Below are 20,907 nucleotides of genomic sequence, written 5' to 3' on the forward strand. Positions count from 1 at the left end.
GCGCGATGACGAGCAGCCCCCGCCCCGCGCCGATCGCGGAGGTGCACGGCATCGACCGCGCCCGCTTCGATGCCGACGTTCGCGCTTCCGCTCAGCCGGTGATCCTGCGCGGTCTGGCCGACGACTGGCCTGCGGTCCGTGCGGCACGCCGATCGGATGAGGCGCTGGTCACATACCTCAAGACCTTCAGCCATGCCGAGCCGGTGGGCGCGATCGTCGGCGCGCCCGAAATCGATGGGCGGTTTTTTTACGAGCCCGATCTTACCGCACTCAACTTCACGCGTGGCCGCTCACAACTCGACCCTTTTCTCGATCGGTTGCTGCGCGACCGCACCGCCGCGCGCCCTTATGCGATGGCGGTCCAGTCGATCCCGGCGCCGGACTTGTTGCCGGGCTTCGTAGCGGAGCATCCGATGGCGCTGCTGGATGACAGCGTCGTTCCGCGCCTCTGGCTCGGCAACGCCATTCGCGTGGCGACCCATTACGACCTGATGGAGAACATCGCCGTGGTTGTCGCCGGGCGCCGCCGCTTCACGCTGTTCCCGCCCGACCAGGTCGCGAACCTCTACATGGGCCCCTACGAACTGACTCCGGCCGGGACACCGGTCAGCATGGTCGATCCGGATGCGCCAGACTTGGATCGCTATCCGCGCTTTGCCGAGGCGCTGGCGCATGCGAGCGAGGCGACCCTGGAGCCGGGCGATGCGCTCTACATCCCGTTCCACTGGTGGCATGCGGTTGCCTCGCTCTCCCCGGTCAACGTGCTGTGCAACTATTGGTGGAACCCGGCGCCGCAAGGTCTGCCGAATCCTTATGACGCGTTGCTGCTTGGGCTCTATGCGCTGCGCACGTTGCCGGACGACCAGCGACGGGCGTGGCAGGCGATGTTCGACCATCTCGTATTCCAGTCGCACGGTGATCCGTCCGAACATCTGCCGCCGCAGGTTCGGGGCGTGCTGGGTCAAGCCGATCGGACCGGCCTGGAGCGCATGCGTACGACGCTATTGCAGAGCCTCGGCCGGGCGTGACTGCGCGGCCTCGGGGTGTACGGCTACCGCTGCAGCATTCGGATGAGGAACTGGCGGATCTTGCCCGTGCGCTCGGCACTCTGCGCACCTAGGATGCCCCGCGCTGACGCCGGAAGATGATCCCCCGCTCGAGCCGCGTCCGGCGCGAAAACCAGATGATCGTACCAACTGCGCCAGGCCGCCTTCTCCGCGAGCGGAAGATCGCGCACTGCCTCGATTGCGTGGACGAGCGCCACAAACGCGGCGCCGGAGCGATGTTCCCACCAATAATTGACCAACACATTGAGGCGGTCGAAGGCGCGAACATGATGCCACCAGATCGGTGGAATGAAGATCGCGTCGCCCGGACCAAGTTCGGCAACCTGTGCATGCGCCATCGCCTCGGCAAAGCGCGGGTAGCGTTCCAGATCCGGCGCATCGGGATCGACCATGCTCGACGGCGGCCCGGCCATCGTGTTGTCGAGCGGCCCGACATACAGGTTGGCGAGCTGCTCTGGCGGGAAAAGCGTGAAGCGGCGCCGGCCTGCCACGACGCAAGCAATGTTGATCGACGTGTCGTAGTGCGTCGCGATCCGCGTTGCGTTGCCGATCCACAGTCGCGCCGGCGCACCGATGCCAAGCCCCAGCGGATTCGCACCCTCCCAGCCGGGCAGATGCTCGGGTGCCGTCGCCGCATTCGCATACAGCGTGTGTGGGCGCTCCGCAGCATCCTCGGAGAACCGCAGCAGTTCGGCGACGAGCGTGCCGATCGGAACTTGCTGGCGATGGAAGTTGAACCCGGTCAGCGTGTCGTCTGCGTAGAAGAAACGCCCATTCGCTTCAGGTGGCGCGATCAGCACCTCAAGCGGCCTGCCTCCGGAGCCGAACCCTGCGAGGTAACCCGCCATCGCACGATCGCCGTCTCGCCCTTTAGCAACCGCCGGCCAATGATCGACCTGGCCGCGAAGCACGACCGGCTGGAAGGTATTGACCACCTCCCGCGCAAAGGTCGCCGCGTCGACCGCCGAGCGTTCGGAAATCGGTGTAGTCAAAGGATGGGCGCCGCGAACATCGTCGCCACGCTAGCTGGATGTGACGCAAAGCGACAGTGGCTCAGCGCGATCAGCCCGCATCTCGCCTACCAACGTGTAACGGTGCGGATTGACAGGATGCGCACGGCACAGTGTGATACCGTTAACATTATCGCTATCGCATCCACGGAAGATAGTCGAAGCAGCAGGAGAGTTTTATGCGCGGGTGGACAATTCCGGTCGTGGCGGCGCTGGCGCTTTTGGCCGGATCGGGTGTGGCCGCACCGCTCAGCAACGCCGCACCACGACCTTTGACGCAGCATAAGTCACCTGCCCGCCCGCTTATCGCGCTGACGTTCGACGACTTGCCTGCGCATGGCCCATTACCTCAGGGGGGCGACCGGCTCGTAATCGGTAAGACCATCATCGCCGCGCTCGCCGCGCATCATGCGCCGGCGTTCGGCTTTATGAACGCGAGCTTCGGCGCAGGCGATCCAAATGCGCCGAAAGTGCTTGCCGCCTGGCGTGCCGCCGGGCTGCCGATCGGCAATCACACGTTCGGCCATGTCAATCTCGACACAGTAGGAGCAGATGCCTTCCTGGCGGACGTGGCGCGCAACGAACCAGCGCTGTCGGCGGTCGCCCGTAGGGCCGACTGGCACTGGTTCCGCTACCCGTTTCTTGTCGAGGGGCAATCGGACACGGTGCGTGAGGCTGTGCGCGCTGGGCTGCGCGAGCGTGGGTATCGCATCGCCGCCGTCACGATGAGCTTTGGCGATTACGCCTGGAACGATGCCTTCGCGCGCTGCACCGCGCACCATGACGAGCCGGCGATCGCCGCACTGGAAACGAGCTACCTTGCAGCAGCGCGCATCCAGGCACAACGATCCCGCGATCTCGCACAGGCGGCGCTCGGCCATGACATCCCGTACGTCCTGCTGATGCATCTCGGCGCGTTCGACGCCCGGATGCTGCCACGACTGCTGAACCTGTACGAGCAGATGGGCTTCGGCTTTACGACGCTGCCCGCGGCGGAAGCTGGCCCCTTCTATCGCGCAGCCCGCGATCTGACGATCCCAGGGCCGACAGCGACCCTGGAAGCAGCGGCGCGTGCAAAGCACTTGCCCATCCCTGCCAACGCGCCGGTTCCGGCTGCCTCCGTGTGCGCGTGATGGCGCGCAGCCTCATATCCAGATCGGAATCGTTGGATCGACGCCATGAGCGGCGATGCGTAACCCGAGCCATACCAACAATACGTTGGGCGTGAAACGATGCGTGATATCGAAGCATCGGTAACGCTCGAGGGCGACACCATCCGCGCATGGTCAGCCGAGTCCGTGATATCACACGCGGGTGTGTCGCTTCACCCGTCAGTCGCCTTGCTCCCGATCACTCTTGCGGTGCGCCGAACGACAGTTCTTCCGCTGAGCCGACTTCCTGATCGCCTGCGAACAGTCGGTCCAATCGACTTCGCACGTCGCGTCGATAGTTTTTCGATGCCATGGCGCGCGTCGCCGATACCGAAACCTGATCCGCGATCGCATCCTTGATCCGCTCGAGCGCGGCCTCCTCAAGCACGTTCGCGCGGCGCAGTTCGATGCACAGCTGCACAAGGCCGATCGCCGTCGCGTGGGCGCGCAGCTCGACGTTGGTAAGCTCCCAGTGCAGCCGTTTCTGCTGGTCGTAAGACGTTGACATACTGTTTTCCTCTCCAGCGCGATCGTAGGCGCTGAAGAGCAGTTTACGCCACCCCCGGCATGCAACTCAAGCGCCGAGGCTTCTTACCGGCAGGTCAGGCTTACCGCCTGAGCGGGTCGCGGGCAGCAGGATCATCCCCTTCGAGTCCACCGCCCAACGAGCGGTATAGTTCGACGAGATTGCTTTCTCTGTTCAGCCGTGTGGTGACCAGTTGCTGCTGCGCGGCGTAGGCGGTGCGCTGGGAATCGAGCGTGTTGAGGAAGGATTCCACGCCGGCGCGATAGCGCGCGTCAGAAATCCGCAGGGCTGCTGTCGCGGCATTCACGCGCGCAGTCTGCGCCGACACCTGCTCATCGATCGTGCCGCGTTGCGCGAGGGCATCAGCAACCTCGCGAAACGCGGTCTGCACTGCCCGCTCGTACGTCGAGACCGCAGCCTGCTGTTGCGCTTCAGCGGATCGTAAATTGCTGCGTCGGCGCCCCCCATCGAAGATCGGCAACGCGATCGACGGGGCACCGGTATACGTAAAGCTGCCACCAGCGAAGAGGCCGCTGAGCGCAGTGCTGATCGTGCCGACCGTCGCGGTAAGCGAGATGGTCGGGAACAACGCCGCGCGCGCCGCGCCGATATTGGCGTTCTGCGCGACCAGCTGGTGCTCGGCCTGCAACACGTCGGGCCGGCGCAGCAGCACGTCAGAGGAAATGCCGCCCGGAAGCACATTGAGAGCGGAGTCACCGCTGCCAAGCCCCTGTGGAAGCAAATCGGGTCCGATCGGCGCCCCGACCAGAAGGTCAAGCGCATTTTTGTCCTGTGCCAGCCGCGTCTTCAGCACCGCAATGTCGTTGCGGGCGGTCTGGTAGGTGGTTTCCGCCTGCCGCGCTTCGAGCTCCGAAGCGACGCCAATGCGGAACTGCGCGCGCGTCAATTCGAGCGACTGCTGGAATGACGTCAGCGATTGCTGCGAGATCCTGAGTTGGTCCTGATCGGACGCGAACGTCATCCACGCCGTCGCAATCTCGGCGATCAGGCTGATGCGCGTGGCGCGCTGCGCGGCTTCGGTCGCGAAATACTGTTCCAGTGCGGCCCGGCTGAGATTGCGCACCCGCCCGAACAAATCCACCTCGTATGCGGATACGCCGGCGTTCAGCGAGTAAAACTGAAGATCGGACGATCCCGACCCAATCGCCGCGCCAGTTCCGACGCCGGCCCCGGTCCCGGTCCCTGCGCCGGTCCCGGTACCAACTCCGGTACCGGTGCCCGTGCCAACCCCGGTACCCGTTCCGGTTCCCGCCCCGCCACTCGCGGCCCCGCCCAACGCGCCGGCCGCACCCTGGACGTTGTTGGTGTACGTCGCCGAACCGGACAACGCCACGGTCGGTAAGAGATCGGCACGCTGGATCCGATACTGCGCACGCGCCTGTAGCACGTTCGCCGCTGCGATACGGAGGTCGCGGTTATTCTCCAGACCCAGCGCAATCGTGCTGCGAAGGCGATCGTCGGTAAAGAACGCGCGCCAGCCGATCTTGGTGACGTCCGGCGCGTCGTTTTCCGCTGCGGGGTAGACGCCCCCGGCCGGCAGTGCCGCGGGCACTTCACCGACAGGGCGGACATATTTCGGCGCCAAATTACAACCGGCGAGCGCAGTGGCCGCAAGCAGGCCGAGGACGCATTTGCTCTTCATCACAACTCAGGCTCCCTGCGGGGTGGGGGTCGCCCCACGCTCGCCGTCATCATGCCGTCCGTCATCACCGTGCCGGCGGTCTGCTACGTCGTCTTTTGTCTGATCGCCTTTATGGAACAGGCTCAGCACCACCACAAAGAACATCGGCACGAAGAAGATCGCGAGGATCGTCGCCGACAGCATCCCGCCGACCACCGCGCGACCGATCGCATTCTGTCCGCCCGCACCGGCGCCGTTCGCGATCGCCAGCGGGAACACGCCGAAGATGAACGCGAGACTGGTCATCAGAATCGGCCGCAACCGCAGCTTCGCCGCCTCGATCGCAGCGTCGAACGGCGCCAACCCCTCACGCATCTTCTCCTCGGCGAATTCAACGATCAGGATCGCGTTCTTCGCCGACACGCCGATCGTGGTGATGAGACCGACCTGAAGGTAGATGTCATTGTTCAGTCCGGTGAGGAACGCCGCCAGCAGCGCGCCAACGACGCCCAGCGGCACCACCAGCATCACCGAGATTGGCACCGACCAGCTTTCGTACAGCGCGGCAAGACACAGGAACACGATCAGCAGCGACAGCCCATAGAGCGCCGGCGCCTGACCGCCCGAAAGCTGCTCCTCGTAGCTCAGCCCGGTCCAGTCGAGCCGTGTGCCCGGCGGGAGCTTGGCCTGCATGTCCTGCATCGCCTTGAGGGCGGCGCCCGACGAGACGCCGGGTGCCGGCGCGCCAAGGATCTCCATCGAAGGCTGACCGTTATAGCGGGTCAGCTGCATCGGTCCCTGCCGCCAGGACAGATTGGAGAAGGCAGTGAACGGCGCCATGGTGCCGCTCGATCCGCGTACGAACAGATCGCCAAGATCCTCAGGTGCCATGCGATAGGGCGCATCGGCCTGGATGTAGACCCGCTTGACGCGGCCACGGTCGATGAAGTCGTTGACATAGGCGCCGCCCCACGCGGTCGAGATGGTGTTGTTCACCGTCGCCAGATCGAGCCCGAGTGCACCTGCCTTGTCCTGGTCGATATCGACCTTGAGCTGCGGCGCATCGTCCAGCGCGTTCGGACGGACGCCGACCAGCGACTTGTTCTGCGATGCCATGCCGAGCAACTGGTTGCGCGCGGCAAGCAGCTTGGCATGGCCAAGCCCGCCCTCGTCGACCAGCTGGAGGTCGAAGCCGGTCGCATTGCCCAGTTCCTGCACAGCCGGCGGGATGACCGCGAAGATCAGCCCGTCCTTGTAGCTCGAGAACACGCCCATTGCGCGCGCGACCACAGCTTGCGCCTTGTTCTTGGCGCCCGGACGATCCTTCCATTCCTTCATCGGCATGAAGGCGATGCCGGTATTCTGCCCGGTACCCGCAAAGCTGAAGCCATTGATGGTGTACACACCGCGGATCGCGTCGCCGGCATCGCGCAGGAAGTGGTCGCGGACCAGGTCCAGCCCCTTCTGGGTGCGCGCGGTGGTGGACCCTGCCGGCCCCTGCACCAGCGCGATCATCACGCCCTGGTCCTCATCGGGCAGGAACCCGGTCGGCAGGCGCGCGAACAGGAGCACCATGCCCGCGACGATCAACGCATAGGCGATCAGCGAACGGCCCCAGCGGCGCGTGGTCGAGCGTACACCGGTTTCATAGCGTGCCCGGCCCCGGTCGAATTTATCATTGAACCAGCGGAAGAACTTCGCGAGCGGCCCCGTGCCCGCGTGCTTGTTCGGATCATGCGGTTTCAGGATCGTCGCACACAATGCCGGCGTCAGGATCAACGCGACTGCGATCGACAGCACCATCGCCGAGACGATCGTGATCGAGAACTGACGGTAGATCACGCCGGTCGATCCGCCGAAGAACGCCATCGGCAGGAATACAGCCGACAGCACCAGCGCGATGCCGATCAACGCGCCGGTGATCTCGTCCATCGATTTACGCGCCGCTTCCTTCGGCGACAGATGCTCGGTCGTTATCAATCGCTCGACGTTCTCCACGACGACGATCGCATCGTCGACGAGCAGACCGATCGCCAGCACCATGCCGAACAGCGTGAGCGTGTTGATCGAATAGCCGAATGCGGCGAGCACCGCGAACGTGCCGGTCAAAACCACCGGCACCGCGATCGTCGGGATCAGCGTCGCGCGGAAATTCTGGAGGAACAGGAACATGACGAGGAAGACGAGGACGACCGCCTCGAACAACGTCTCGATCACCTGTTCGATGGAAAGGCGAACGAACGGCGACGTATCGTACGGGAAGATGACCTTCACGTCGGGCGGAAACTGCTTGGCGAGTTCGGTAACCCGCTCCTTGACCGCGACGACCGTGTTGAGCGCGTTGGCACCCGGCGCCAGCTTGACCGCGATGCCGGAGGCGGGCTTCCCGTTCCACTCCGCGGAGAAGCCGTAGTTCTCGGCGCCGATCGCAACGCGGGCGACATCACCCAGCCGCACAACGGACCCATCGGTGTTCGTCTTCAGTCGGATCTTCGCGAATTCCGCCGGCGAGGTCAGCCGTGACGAGACGGAGACCGTCGCGTTCAGCATCTGCTCCTTGGGGGCGGGCTGCGCGCCGATCTGCCCTGCCGATATCTGCGCGTTTTGCGCCGTCACCGCGTTGGTCACGTCGGTCATGGTCAGCGCGTAATTGTTGAGCTTCAGCGGGTCGACCCAGATGCGCATCGCATATTGCGACCCGAAGATCTGCGTGTCGCCGACGCCGGTCACGCGGGCGAGCGGGTCCTGGATCTTGGAGGCGACGATATCGGCGAGATCGTCGGCGTCGTGCTGGCCATTTTCGGAATACAGGCCGACGAAGAGCAGAATATTCTGCGTGGCCTTGGCGACGATGATGCCCTGGCGCTGCACTTCCTGCGGCAACAGCGGCGTCGCCGCCTGCAACTTGTTCTGGACCTGGACCTGCGCGATATCAGGATTCGTGCCCTGTTCGAACGTAATCGTGATCGTGACCGTGCCGGCCGACGACGACGATGACGAGAAATAGCGTAGGTGGTCGAGGCCCTTGAGCTGCTGCTCGATGATCTGCGTGGTCGTATTTTCTAGGGTCTGCGCGTCGGCACCCGGATAGGTCGCGGTTATCGACACGGCGGGCGGCGCGATCGCCGGGAACTGTGCGATCGGCAATGTGCGGACCGCCAGCAGACCGGCGATGACGATCATCACCGCCAACACGTAGGCGAAGATCGGGCGATCGATGAAATAGCGTGACATGGCTGGTTATTTCGCCTGCGTCTTGGCCGCACCCGCTGGCGGCTGCACAGCCGCGGGCTTGGCATTGGGATCCCACGGCTTGCCCTGCACGGGCATACCGGGACGCAGCAGCATGCCGCCTTCGACGATGATCTTGTCGCCAGGCTTCAGCCCGCCCGTCACAATCCAGTTATCGCCGCTGGTGCGGTTGGATTGTATCGAACGCACCTCGACCTTGTTGCCCGCACCGATGACCATGACGGTCGGCTCGCCCTTCTCGTCGCGGCTGACTGCGCGCTGCGGAACGAGCATTGCGTTGGCCCGCGTTCCCTCCGCCAAGGACGCACGGACGAACATGCCCGGCAGTAGCAGACCGTTGGGGTTGGGGAATAGCGCGCGGATGATCTGCGAACCAGTCGTCGGGTCGACCGTAACGTCGGCGAAGCGCAGCGTCCCCGTCGAGCCATAATCGCTGCCGTCTTCCAGCTTCAGCGTGACCTTGGCATTGCCATCGCGGGTCAACTGCCCGCTGATGATCTGTTGGCGCAGCTTCAGCAGGTCGGCACTCGATTCCTGAATGTCGACGTAGACCGGGTCGATCCGCTGGATCGTTGCCAGCGGGTTCGCCTGCGATGCGGACACCAGCGCGCCGGTGGTGAATAGCGAGCGGCCGATCCGGCCGGTGATCGGCGCGCGAATAGTAGTGCGGCCAAGGTCGATCTGCGCTGTCCGAAGCGCCGCCTGCTGCGCGGCTACATCGGCCCGCGCCTGCGCCGCGCTGGTCTGCGCATTCTCATATTCCTGGCGGGCGATCGCGTTGATCTTGACCAGTTCGCCGTACCGGCGGGCAAGCGCCGCGCTGGATGCGATGCCCGACTGGGCGCGGGTCAACGCGGCGCGGGCGCTGGCGACCTGCGCCTGATACGGCGACGGATCGATCCGGTACAACGGCTGCCCTTTGTGGACCACATCCCCTTCGACGAACAGCCGGTCGAGCACCAGCCCGTTCACCTGCGGCCGCACCTCCGACGTCTCGAACGCGGTCGTGCGGCCGGGCAACTCCGTGGTCAGAGTCACCGGCGCCTCGCGCGCAACGACATAGCCGACGCTGGGCGGGCCTTGCGGAGCCTGCTGCTGCTTGCCACCGCCACACGCCGAAAGGGCGAGCAAAGCGCTGGATGCCAACACACAGCTCATCAGCCGCTTGGAGACCATAGAATTTCCCGCTTGAAAAAAAGAAAGAGAGCGATCACTCACGAATGCAGCCGTTAGTCGCGTCGTGCGCATGCGTCAACAAGCTCCAGAAAGGCCGTGAATTGCCGTTTGCCGAATGCCTCTCGTTAACACGTGCTGAGTTGCGTCGGCAAAATATCAAACAGGTCGCGCGAAGATTGTTCGTGGAACATGGCTTCCATCGGACAGGTATCGCATTGATCGCAAAGACTTCTGGCGTCGCGGTTCAACAATTGTATCGAGATTTCCCCGCCAAAGAAGACATCATTGCTGCGATCGTAGAAGAGGATTGTGGCAGATTTGCGAATCTGGCCGCTCTTGAACTGGCATTGACGCAAGAGGATCGAGAAGCAGTACGGAACTGGCTAATTTCGGCAGTAACAAGGTGCGATCCTGAAGGAGATCGCCTGTTTCTTGAAATCGCTGCCGAAGCCGCACGTAACGAACGCATTCGATCTATTTTTTCAAACGTTCGAACCGCAATGCTTTCGAATATGAGCAGGGCATTTGCTGGCTTAACAGGCCATTCGGTTGCGCTGGACCATCATCGAATGCTTGCGGAGTCGCTACTTATTGCTTCGATGGGTTCGGTATGTGTCCGAGCCCTGCACGGCTACGAGTCTCCTGACTCAAGCATCAAATTAATATCCTGCCTGATCGACGGAGAAGTGGGGTAAGGCTCACGTCATGCGTGATTGCCGAGAGCCGCTGCCTTCGCAAAACAGCCGATTACGAAATGGGCGTGCGGCAGATTAAGTTTTGCCCAGCGATCAGCGCCCGCAAAGCTTTACAGACGTACATGACGCGTATGCGCAATCACCTCAGCTCCTGCCAGCCTCCGTCAAGGCGTTCGTGATCATGGCGGCGATCGTCTCCTCGGCGCGCGCGCGAGTGCTCTGATCCTTGGAGGTGAGGTCGTGCCGCACCCATTCCGGGAGCCGTGCGATAACTGCCATCGTGGTAGCTTGGAGTGTCTCGTTCATCACGCACGCTATGCAATCATATGGCTCGACGCAGCAACTGTGAAGACTGTCCTGCGCGGTCATAAAACCTGACTGGTGCACAACGGCAACAATTTCGGGACGCGAAGAGGAAGCGCCCCTTCCCACGGGCTGGATCGATACCGGCTTCCCAGTTGGGCAAGCGGTTCCTGGCCCGAGCGACCAGCGTGGGGCTGCCGCGCGGTGCCAGCGGCGATGTACGACAACGTGTCAACTGAAGCTTGCGACCCCTTCACAGTCGCCCTAGGGCTTGGCAGCGATAGCGTGTGTTATGACGCACGTTGGGGGCAATATGTATGCGGCGAATGATTAACGAGGCGCAGGCCGCTCCTTCGTCGATCTGATGCCCACATCCAGCATACCACTCCCTACAGAAACGTCCGCGCAAAGGCCGGCACCAGAGGCGCCCGCGTTGACACACGTTTTCTCGATACGCGCCGACCTTATGCCGCCGGTCGAGCAAGGCGTCGTTGACGGCATGCGCAAAAGGTTCATCGCGATCAGCGGCGGCCGCGTCGATGGACCGCGTTTGCAGGGTGTCGTTCTGGCGGGTGGCGGCGACTGGCAGACGATTGATCCGACCGGCCGCACCGAGGTCTACGCGCGCTACGCGTTGAAGTCCGAGGACGGGACGGTGATTGATGTCAGCAACCTTGGTGTTCGGACAGCGTCGCCTGAGGTGACGGATCAGCTCGTCCGGGGTGAACCGGTCGAAGAAGGCGCCTATTATTTCCGGACCAGCCCGCGCTTCGATGTTGCGGCGGGGCGACACGAATGGCTGCGACTGACCGTGTTCGTCGGGCGCGGCATACGCAAACCGGATCACGTCGAGATACATATCTTCGCTGTCGAATGACGGTGCGACGCATCTGTGACGATCGTGGTCTTCGCACCGTCACAGACAGAAGGCGAAACAGGCCTGACGCTGTTGCCCGCCGCGGCAATGCGGGTCGAGACGCATGTCTGCTGCGCAGCCGGTGCGACGCTCTCCTCCTGCTAACGAGCCGCGTGCCACGCCATCCAAGGTCTTTGCCGCTATGCAAAGTCCATAATCAAACTGGCACGTTCGGGCTCCACGTACTGGACTAACGCCAGCAGTTGCCGCAAATTTGACCGTTACGGGCACGGTGACGACGGCGCCGAGATCGGCATCGGTCTTGCGCGCTTGCGGAACTGTCGCTGCGGCCGGCGCCGATACCCCATAGTACTCCCGTGCGTTACGATCACCCAAGGACGCGGCGGTAGAGCTCCAGCGTCATGGTCATGGCTTGGAGGAACAACGCGGGATCGTAGCGCGGCCCCTCATCCCGCAGGAAGGCATGCTGCGCGTTGAACTCGTGCCACGTGTAGCGGGCCCCGACCTCTTCAAGCCGCGCGCGGATGCGCTCCCGCCCGGCGAACGGCACGTGCGGATCTTGTCGGCCCCAAACAAACATCGCCTCCGCTCGTAGCTCCGCCATGCGAGCCAGGCTGTCGTCATGGGAGCCCTCACCGAGTGTTCCCGAATGAACGTCGGTTGCGTAGAAGCAGGCGGCGGCCGAAACACGTGGATCGAGCGCTGCGCGGTAAGCGAGATGCCCGCCAAGGCAGACGCCGAGGGTCGCCAGCCGACCGTCACAGGCTGGGTGCTCCGCCAGCGCGGTCAGCCCCGCTTTGGCATCGGCATCATAGGCGGCGATCGATTTGGAAAATTTCAGCGCATTGCCGCGTTCGGTGCCGACCGCGTCGTATTGCAACACCGTGCCCGCCGGCTCGTACTCGTGATACACTTCCGGCACCGCGACGACATAGCCGTTGCCGGCCAGCATCGCCGCGAGCCGTCGGATGGGGGACGTGACCTGGTAAATTTCCGAAAACAGCAAGACGCCTGGGAAACGCCCGTCAATCGCCGGCCTCGCAATGTGCATACGCATCGCCTGCCCTTCGCCCATGATTACGTCCTGCGTTTCATCGCTGCGTAGGATCATCTGCCGCTCTCCGCCTTCGAGGTTCCGGCAGCGCGTGCTATTTCAGGCAAACATCGTCAAGCGGCAGCGACTATCGGCGTCTAGTCACCATTGCCTGGGCCAAACCGCACCGGACGCGGCGAAAAGCTCGGTGAGGTAACAGAACAGCGCACCGAAGCCGACGAATCGCTGAACCTGCCACCGCATCGCCAGGAGGATCGGCTTCTTGTAACGCTCCAGCTCTGCTGCCGGTGGACAATATGTCTCTGATTGCTGCTAAGGCGCATGCGGTATGTCCCGTAACGATCGCCGTCCCTTCTTCATCCTTCTTGCGTTGGTCACCGTGGCGCTGGTCGCGGCCGGACTGTGGCTGATGCTGGCGCTCGGCTGGTTCAGGACGAAGCCGACGCCGTTTGGTTGGCCGGCCTCGCTCACCATCATGGCAGGAGACGGTACCAACGGCGACGCGGACGGCTTGGGCACAAAGGCACGCTTTGGCGACCCATTCGGAATCGCGATCGACTCCCGCGGCGCAGTGTACGTGGCGGATGCGGGAGCGATCGGCCGGGTCCGGCGGATCGATCGAGATGGCACGGTCACGACGCTACCGGGCAAATTCGATAGCCCCTCCGGCTTGGCGCTCGATCGTGCAGGCGATATTTTGGTCGCCGATACCGCCGCCAACACCGTGCGCAAGATCAGCCCGGACGGTATCGTGACCACGCTGGCGGGAGACGGAACCGCCGGGTATCGCGACGGCGCAGCAAGACAGGCACGTTTCGACGGTCCGATCGGGGTCACGACCGACGCCAAGGGGAACGTGTATGTCGCGGATACTTACAACGATCGTATTCGCGTCATCACCACCGATGGCCAGGTGCGGACGCTCGCGGGTCAGGCGGTACCGGGCTTTGCGGATGGACCGGGCGCATCGGCGGCGTTCGACACACCGACCGGCATCGCACTGGACCGGGAAGGCATGCTGCTGGTCGCGGACAGCGGCAATCACGCAATCCGGCGGGTGGCGCCGAACGGCGACGTCCTGACGCTCGCTCGCACCGACACCGATGATGGTGCCGATCTGCTGAATGGTGTGGTCGGTCTGGCACCCACGTGGGACGGCTTCATCTATGTCGCTTCCTACAAACGGGGGCGGATCGTACAGGTGTCGCCGTCGGGTGCACTCCGCGTGCTGACCGGGCCAGGAGCATTGCCCGCCGGCAATGCCGCCGTCCGCTTCGTTGGTCCCTCCGGGGTCGCGATCGACCAGGCAGGCACGCTCTACGTTGCCGACGCTTCGGCGCGTCTCGTTGCGAAGCTCAGCCCGCGACGCACCAATGCGGGGCCCGTCGCGACGGCATTTCCACTCGTCCCGGCACCGACCCTAATTCATGCGCGGGCGGTTCCATGGCCCGTTGCACCGCAGATGAGTTGGCACGAAGTGGTCGGCGATCTCGGCGAGGTACGCGGCAATTACACGGGTGAGAGCCGTGATCACCTTCACGCCGGCCTCGACATCAGTGCTCCACCGGGACAAACGGTGCTCGCCGCCGCTGCCGAGACGGTGCGAGATCCGCTGCCGACCTCCGATTTCGATGGCTTGACCGAAAGTCTGCGGATCGACGCAATGACGTACATCCACATGCGTGTCGGCCGCTCCGCGAACGGCGGCCCGCTTGACCTCGCGCGTTTCGAACTGCTGCGCGATGCGTCGGGGCGCGTCACTCGCGTCCGGGTCAAGCGTGGCACGCGCTTTGGCGTCGGGGATCCGCTCGGCACGATTAATCGGATGGCGCATGTCCATCTTGAACTCGGCGTGCCTCGCGGCAAGATCAATGCGCTGCTGCTGCACTTCCCCGGCTTCGCCGACCACGTCGCGCCGCATATCGACGGTGTACAACTCTTCGACGCCGCGGGCATGCGCCTGACCGCACGGCAGGACGGCCGCCTTGTCGTGCCCGCGACCGCCGGTCCGATCAGCATCGTCGCGGACGCCTGGGATCAGGTGGACGGCAACGCGGCGCGTCGCCGCCTTGGGTTGTATGCCGCAGGCTATCAGATCCTCACTGCCGGTGGGACGCCGATGCCCGGTTTCGAGCGGCCTCGCATCACCATCAAATTCGACCGCATGCCCACCGCGCCGGATGCCGCGAAGATCGCCTATGCCCCCGCCAGCGGAGATACCGTGCACAGCGAGCAACGAACACGCTTTCTATACGTCGTGTCCAACGTCATCCGGCACGGCCACGCCGAACGGGTCGGCTGGAACCCTGCGACTTTGCCACATGGTGACTACACCATACGGATCTATGCCGCCGATCATGCCGGCAATGTCGCTGCGACCGGTCGTGATCTTCCCGTCACGATCCAGTGATGCGGATCGCATTTTGGAGCGACAACGAAACCCGTGGACATCTTAAGGCGCAGCACTGACGTCCGTCATTTCGTCGTACCGCATCGTTACGCAACCGCATCGTACCAGAAGCCGTTCTCAGGCACCATCGACATAGCTGGAAAGTCCTCATGCCCAAACCACCTTCCGGCCAGCGCACGCTCGCAGTCGTATTTGGCGCTGCGGTGCGCCCGGACGGCAGCGCGAGCCCTGCGTTGGCGCGCCGCGTCGGCTATGCCGCAGCAGTTGCCCAAGCCGATCCAAACGTGGATCTGTTTCTTTCTGGCGGGACTGGCGCATACCCGCCATCCGAGGCGGCGGTGATGGCGAACCTTTTGACTGGCGCAGTCTCTGCCGAGCGGCTGACGCTGGACGAGGACAGCGGCGACACGCTGGAGACGGTCCGCGCCGTAGCCGCTCATGCCCGTGCCAACGGTTACGCGATGATCCTGACCTGCACCGACGCCTATCATCAACCGCGGGTAGGCATGCTGTTCCGGCTGCTCGGGTTCGCCAGCCGGCCGGTTCGTCTTGCCGCACGCGGGCCGCGACAGTTACGCTTGAAGATGTGGCTCCGCGAAGGGGCGGCAATTCCCTATGATCTCGTCGCCGGTATCAGCGCGGCGTGGCGCGAGCGAGCATAGGATGCATAGCTGACAATCACCAAGGCTGCTGCCGCCCTTCGTCCATTTAACGGGGGTGGCGCCCGTCAGCGTGTTCGCGTGTCTCGCGCTATTCGGTATGGACCAGCCCGCGCTGAAAGGCGTTTCCCTCTCCAGGAAAGGCGTACAAGCCCATCTGTCACTAAACCATCAACCGCATCGTGGACGACGGGCATCGCGTCCCGCCACGTAGCAATCGCGCCCTGCGTGTCTCCTGCCGCGATTGCGCGCGCGACCTCGCTCGGGCAGACCGTCGCTTCGGGCGCACGCGCGGCGAGTAGCGCGAGCGTCGCCGCCCGCGCATCCGCCGGGTTCACGGCCGGCGGGACCGGCCACGCGAAGTATGGCCGGTTGTCATCAGGTCAGGTTTGGGCGGCGGTTGCCAGCCCTGAGGAGGTACAACGCGTTGCTGGCTGGTCCCGAGCCCCATTGACCCCGGTTGCTGGCGTTCCAGACCCGCACCGATGGCCTGTTCAGCTTCATTCGCGCTCGCGCCGCCGCGCATCAGGCTGATCCGGTCGCGGCACCGCTTCGCTTCCTCGAAATCCAGTGCCTGGGCCGCAGCATCCATGCGCTGTTGCAGATCCTCGATCGTTTCCATCATGATGGCGAAACGCGCGACCAACACCTTTGGCCGCAATGCTCACGCGCCGCTAAGCCGCGGGCGCTTCAACTGTTCAGCTTGCATGGCGACCTTTGTGCACTGGCGCGGTCTTCGCCACAGGCACGAGGATCAACGTCCGCCCTTCGACACGCCACGATGAAAGTCGAGACAGGAAATTCATGCCGAGAATGTCGGTATGCCCGAGCGCAGGCGAGATGACGACCTTCAATCCGCGCGCCCTGATGCCACCGAGGCTGAGATGATTGATCGTGCCTGTCTCGGCGCGGATGATCCCATTTGCGGTCTGCATCATCACCGGCATCAAGCCCGTATTTTGCGCAACCGATGCGAGATCAGCCGTTTCGCTCGACAGAGCAGTCACGGTCGCACCGCTGTCGATCAACATGCGACGCGGCACTCCGTTAATGGCCGCCGTAGCCCAGAAGTGGCCGTCCAGCGCCATGGGAACGCGAACCTCGCGGCCCGCGACCGTTTGGGTATCCAGCCCCAGCCGCGAACTGATTCGGGCAAGACCAGGTTCGTATGGGGCCTGCTGCAAAACCATAAACAGGCACAGCGCCAGCAACGTCACGGAAAACAGCGCCCGAAGTATGCGGCCTACGTAAGGAACGCGAAACAACAGCGAGAGCAATACGGCAGCACCCAGGGCATATAGCGCAAGATGCTGCCACTGCGGGTCGATGACAATGCCTCTGTCCGCGATGTTGGAAATCGTGTCGATCTGGCCGGCCCTCACTATCGCTGCATGCCTGGACGCCCGCGAAACTTGCTTTGCATCGCCTCCACGTTTCGTCGGCTATGACTGCACATGAAAATCGAAGCGCTGCCGATCCTCCGCGCGCATCATAACGGTTGCCAGACCGATACGCTGCTGTGCCTCACTCCCGGCGGTTCGGTTCCGGTCACCATCCTAGCTTAGGCTGTTAACAGACCGCTTCTTCAGCGGTTCCCAAGGTCGCCTGAACGCCGAACCTGGTCTGCCTGATGAATGGGTCCGCCAAGCTGGCGCATCTCGACGAACCATGCGCGTCTCGCAACCACGCAGCATTCATATTTGTCTGCAGCGTCCTTGATTCTCAGGAACATGGCCACATATCTCCCTCACTGTTCAACAACGGAAAGGAGGTGGTCGAATGTCTCATTGTCTCACGCCGCTCGCGGCACATCTGATGGACGCGACCTCCGCTGCGGGGGATATCCGCGCCTGACGATCCTCCGTGATCGGCTGACAATGGAAGGGCCGTCCTGCAAAGGGCGGCTCTTCGATTATCCGACGACGAGGATTGGCTAAATACCGCTGAATTCGCGAGGCACACACTTGATAAAGCGACGCTGCTGATCCGGTCTCCTGTCAGCAGCCGGCCACTCATTATATCGCCCGTGTTCGCACAGAGCGGCGCGACATACGTGAGCGCCCCAAGGTAGGTAGCGCGACATCCTAACTGCGGCTGTCGCTTTTGGCGTGGTAGAGCATGACGGGTCGCGTGTCGCTGGTTTCCCAGCCACAAAGCCAGACCTATTGGCCAAAATCAGGCGGCTATGCAGACGCCGCTCCGCCACACGTTCTCTGGCGGGCGATGACGGACGAGCAAGCGCTGGTTAATGCTCCGCCAATGCGCGGGCAGGGTCATGCTGGCTCCTGCCGGTCAATCTCCTGCTGCAGTTTAAGGTGATTTGGCGTGACGGCGCCACGGTCGCGCCGTACTGGAGCGCGATGACCGGCTACCGCCTCGCACTCCACCAACAGCGCATGTTTGCGCTTGTGCTGGTGGTCGCTGCGCTGCTTGCTCGGATGCTGATTCCGACCGGATATATGCCGGTCGTTCAGGGCAGTAGCTTCGTAATGGCGCTCTGCCCCGGCCAAGGTGCGATGCCGATGGCGCATGCGACGATGCCCGGTATGGATCATGCCGGCGATCACCACGATCCTAAGCCGATGGCGGATGGCATTTGCGGCTTTGCCGGCGTCGCGATGGCTGCGGCAGCGGCGGTCGATCCGGTCGTACTTGCGCTCGCCATCCTGTTCATCGTCGCAACCGTGTTCCGCCGGACACCGCCACCGCTGGTTGCGCCGATACGCTTCGGCTGGCCGCCGCGAACCGGACCTCCCTTGCCCGCCTGACCGGCCGCGACATCGCGCCGGACCGAGAGTGATCGACCGTCGCACATGCCGCGACGGTTTTCTTCGGCGCGGCCGGCGGTGATGCACCGCGGGCCCGATCAACAGGGTTATCGCATGTCCTACTCCATACTCGCTGCGGGCGTTTCGCTTATAACGTTCACCGCGCCGGCCTTTGCCGAAGACGTCGCCCCGCAGCGTGACATCATCGTAACGGGTCAACCCGACCTGCCCGATCTCGACCAGCCGACCGATACCGGCAGCCGCCTTGGCCTGTCGGTGCGTGAGACGCCCGCCTCGACCGAGGTGCTGACGCAGCAGGATCTCCAGATCCGCGGGCTTCGCACCTCGAAGGAGGCGTTCAACGATATCGTCGGTGCGATCGCCGGCAACGTGCCGGGCAACCCGGCGGTCATCAGCCTGCGCGGATTTTCCGGGTCGGCGGTGTCGATTTTGCAGGACGGCGTGCGGGTTTCCACCTCCACCGTCGTCACGCGCGACATCAACACCTGGCATTACGACCGGATCGAGGTGCTGAAAGGCCCGGCATCCGTCCTGTACGGCGAGGGTGCGCTGGCGGGCGTGGTCAACAAGGTGACGCGCAAGCCGGTGTTCGACGGCACGCATATGGATGGACTGCTCAGCTTCGGCAGTTTCGACACGCTGGAGGCGGCGGCGGGCGTGAACTACACCCTGTCGGACACGCTGGCGGTGCGTGCCGACGCCAGTTACCAGCGCAGCGACAGCCTGTACGACGTGAAGGACAACGACACGCGTTCGACTGGGCTGACCGCTTCCGCCCTGTGGAAGCCGAGCGCGGACCTGTCGGTACTGATCGGCGTCGATCATTTCGCGGATCGCTACGATTCGAGTTATCAGGGTGCGCCGTTGGTCGCGCTCGCCACTGCGCGCGCGCCGAGCGATGCGGTGCGCACCACCAACGGGCTGGTGCTCGACCGGGCGATGCGGCGCGAGAATTACAATCCGTACGGCGGCTATTCCGGCGCGAACGAGACGACGCTGCGCTCGCGGATCGACTGGTCGCTGGGCGGCGGCTGGAAACTCGCCAACGATGCGCAATATTATTGGGCGAAGCGCGATTTCGTGCTGAGCGGCGACCAGAACTACACCGCGCCGACGCCCGCCTTCCCCAACGGCAGCCTGGCGCGATCGGTACAGCGCATCTTCCACGATCAGCGATTTTGGACGGAGCGGCTTGCCTTCAGCAACGAAAGTGTGATCGGCGGCCTGCGCAACCGCTTTACGCTCGGCGGCGAGTATGACCACACCTGGTTCGTCAACCCGCGCCAGCAAAGCCCGGTCGGCGCGGTCGCCCCGGTCGATCCCTATGCGCCGGTGGTGGGCAGCTTCCCGATGCGCGGAGTCTATACCACCACCAACGTGGTCTACCGTTCGCGCCTAGACCAGCAATCTGTGTTCGCGGAGGATGCGCTGAACCTCACCCCGCGCTGGCTGATCGTCGGCGGGGCACGTTACGATCATATCGATCTCGATCGTTACATCACTAACCTCAACGCGGGCGGTGCGCTGACGCAGGCGCATCCGAGCTACAATCCGTTCTCGTGGCGGATCGGCACGACATGGGAGGCGATCAAGGGCGTGACGCTATATGGGCAATATACCACCGCCGTGGTGCCGGTGTCCTCGATCCTGCTCCAGTCGATCGCCAATACCGCCTACCGGCTCACCACCGGCCGCAGCGCGGAGGGCGGCTTCAAGGCGTCGCTGTGGGGCGACCGGATCGGCGTGACGGGCGCGGGCTACTGGATCGAGCAGCGCAACATCCTCACCCGCGACCCCAACGACCCCAGCCAAAGCATCCAGGGCGGGCGGCAGTCGTCGCGGGGAGCGGAGCTGACGATCAGCGCCAATGTCACGCCGCAGTTCCAGCTATCGGGCGGCGCATCGTACGTGAAGGCGCAGTATGACGAACTGATCGAGGTGATCGGCACCACCCGCTTCGACCGCGCCGGCAACCGGCCGATCAACGTGCCCTCGACTACATTGAACGCGAGCGCGCTTTACACGCTCAAGCCGCTGCCGGTAACGCTCGGCGCATTCGTGCGACATGCCTCGGGCTTCTACACCGACACGGCCAACACGATCCTAGTGCGTGGCCATACCACGCTGGACGCATCGATCAGCTACCGCGTCGCGCCACAGGCGACGCTAACGGTGCGGGGCCGGAACCTCACCCAAGCGTTCTACGGAGAATATTCCGGCTATCCCGCCACCAACGTCTACATCGCCGCGCCGCGCAGTTTCGACGTCGCGCTCGCCACGCACTTCTGAGAAGGAA

At 63.8% G+C, this 20,907-nt stretch carries 18 protein-coding genes; 8 read left to right on the forward strand and 10 right to left on the reverse strand.

Annotated elements, in window-relative coordinates:
- Nucleotides 1-5: 5 nt before the first annotated feature.
- Entirely contained in the window at nt 6-1,028 is a 1,023-nt protein-coding gene (locus OXR00_RS03060) for a cupin-like domain-containing protein (RefSeq protein WP_267386568.1), read from the forward strand.
- Between the two features lie 23 nt (nt 1,029-1,051).
- Here OXR00_RS03060 and OXR00_RS03065 read toward each other — a convergent pair whose 3' ends face one another.
- On the reverse strand, nt 1,052-2,059 hold the full coding sequence (locus OXR00_RS03065) for a cupin-like domain-containing protein (RefSeq protein ID WP_267386569.1): 1,008 nt from the start codon (nt 2,057-2,059) through the stop codon (nt 1,052-1,054).
- Nucleotides 2,060-2,256: 197 nt separating this feature from the next.
- On the opposite strand from OXR00_RS03065, the gene OXR00_RS03070 reads away from it, so the two are divergent.
- Entirely contained in the window at nt 2,257-3,210 is a 954-nt protein-coding gene (locus OXR00_RS03070) for a polysaccharide deacetylase family protein (RefSeq protein ID WP_267386570.1), read from the forward strand.
- Nucleotides 3,211-3,427: 217 nt separating this feature from the next.
- Here OXR00_RS03070 and OXR00_RS03075 read toward each other — a convergent pair whose 3' ends face one another.
- From OXR00_RS03075 to OXR00_RS03090, 4 genes are all read right to left on the reverse strand, one after another.
- Complete coding sequence (locus OXR00_RS03075) at nt 3,428-3,736, reverse strand: hypothetical protein (RefSeq protein ID WP_242146390.1); 309 nt, start codon at nt 3,734-3,736, stop codon at nt 3,428-3,430.
- 100 nt (nt 3,737-3,836) lie between these two features.
- Nucleotides 3,837-5,417, reverse strand: a complete 1,581-nt coding sequence (locus tag OXR00_RS03080) for an efflux transporter outer membrane subunit (RefSeq protein WP_267387128.1) — start codon at nt 5,415-5,417, stop codon at nt 3,837-3,839.
- 6 nt (nt 5,418-5,423) lie between these two features.
- On the reverse strand, nt 5,424-8,630 hold the full coding sequence (locus tag OXR00_RS03085) for an efflux RND transporter permease subunit (protein ID WP_267386571.1): 3,207 nt from the start codon (nt 8,628-8,630) through the stop codon (nt 5,424-5,426).
- A 6-nt stretch (nt 8,631-8,636) separates the two neighbouring features.
- Complete coding sequence (locus OXR00_RS03090) at nt 8,637-9,824, reverse strand: efflux RND transporter periplasmic adaptor subunit (RefSeq protein WP_242146392.1); 1,188 nt, start codon at nt 9,822-9,824, stop codon at nt 8,637-8,639.
- A 101-nt stretch (nt 9,825-9,925) separates the two neighbouring features.
- On the opposite strand from OXR00_RS03090, the gene OXR00_RS03095 reads away from it, so the two are divergent.
- Nucleotides 9,926-10,519, forward strand: coding sequence for a TetR/AcrR family transcriptional regulator (locus OXR00_RS03095; protein WP_267386572.1), 594 nt, complete (start codon nt 9,926-9,928; stop codon nt 10,517-10,519).
- 144 nt (nt 10,520-10,663) lie between these two features.
- On the opposite strand, the gene OXR00_RS03100 is transcribed toward OXR00_RS03095, so the two are convergent.
- Complete coding sequence (locus tag OXR00_RS03100) at nt 10,664-10,825, reverse strand: DUF6771 family protein (RefSeq protein WP_267386573.1); 162 nt, start codon at nt 10,823-10,825, stop codon at nt 10,664-10,666.
- Between the two features lie 361 nt (nt 10,826-11,186).
- On the opposite strand from OXR00_RS03100, the gene OXR00_RS03105 reads away from it, so the two are divergent.
- On the forward strand, nt 11,187-11,699 hold the full coding sequence (locus OXR00_RS03105; protein ID WP_267386575.1) for a DUF3237 domain-containing protein: 513 nt from the start codon (nt 11,187-11,189) through the stop codon (nt 11,697-11,699).
- 367 nt (nt 11,700-12,066) lie between these two features.
- On the opposite strand, the gene OXR00_RS03110 is transcribed toward OXR00_RS03105, so the two are convergent.
- Nucleotides 12,067-12,774, reverse strand: coding sequence for a dienelactone hydrolase family protein (locus tag OXR00_RS03110; protein ID WP_267386577.1), 708 nt, complete (start codon nt 12,772-12,774; stop codon nt 12,067-12,069).
- 307 nt (nt 12,775-13,081) lie between these two features.
- Between OXR00_RS03110 and OXR00_RS03115 the strand changes: the two genes are divergently transcribed.
- Nucleotides 13,082-15,163, forward strand: a complete 2,082-nt coding sequence (locus tag OXR00_RS03115) for a hypothetical protein (protein WP_267386578.1) — start codon at nt 13,082-13,084, stop codon at nt 15,161-15,163.
- 149 nt (nt 15,164-15,312) lie between these two features.
- Nucleotides 15,313-15,825, forward strand: coding sequence for a YdcF family protein (locus OXR00_RS03120; RefSeq protein ID WP_267386580.1), 513 nt, complete (start codon nt 15,313-15,315; stop codon nt 15,823-15,825).
- Between the two features lie 65 nt (nt 15,826-15,890).
- On the opposite strand, the gene OXR00_RS03125 is transcribed toward OXR00_RS03120, so the two are convergent.
- From OXR00_RS03125 to OXR00_RS03135, 3 genes are all read right to left on the reverse strand, one after another.
- Nucleotides 15,891-16,160, reverse strand: a complete 270-nt coding sequence (locus OXR00_RS03125) for a DUF3253 domain-containing protein (protein WP_267386583.1) — start codon at nt 16,158-16,160, stop codon at nt 15,891-15,893.
- Entirely contained in the window at nt 16,157-16,444 is a 288-nt protein-coding gene (locus OXR00_RS03130) for a UvrB/UvrC motif-containing protein (RefSeq protein WP_267387129.1), read from the reverse strand. The genes OXR00_RS03125 and OXR00_RS03130 overlap by 4 nt, the downstream gene beginning before the upstream one ends.
- Nucleotides 16,445-16,520: 76 nt before the next feature.
- Nucleotides 16,521-17,204 carry a TIGR02281 family clan AA aspartic protease gene (locus tag OXR00_RS03135; RefSeq protein WP_267386584.1) on the reverse strand — a complete coding sequence of 228 codons (684 nt, stop codon included), beginning with the start codon at nt 17,202-17,204 and terminating at the stop codon, nt 16,521-16,523.
- 933 nt (nt 17,205-18,137) lie between these two features.
- Between OXR00_RS03135 and OXR00_RS03140 the strand changes: the two genes are divergently transcribed.
- Together OXR00_RS03140 and OXR00_RS03145 are read left to right on the forward strand one after the other, a co-directional pair.
- Nucleotides 18,138-18,590, forward strand: a complete 453-nt coding sequence (locus OXR00_RS03140; protein ID WP_267386585.1) for a DUF2946 family protein — start codon at nt 18,138-18,140, stop codon at nt 18,588-18,590.
- 114 nt (nt 18,591-18,704) lie between these two features.
- Nucleotides 18,705-20,900 (forward strand): TonB-dependent receptor, encoded by a 2,196-nt coding sequence (locus OXR00_RS03145; protein ID WP_267386586.1) that lies wholly within the window; start codon nt 18,705-18,707, stop codon nt 20,898-20,900.
- Nucleotides 20,901-20,907: the final 7 nt, after the last annotated feature.

This window comes from Sphingomonas sp. GC_Shp_3 (assembly GCF_026540945.1).
In the GTDB taxonomy this organism is placed as follows: domain Bacteria; phylum Pseudomonadota; class Alphaproteobacteria; order Sphingomonadales; family Sphingomonadaceae; genus Sphingomonas.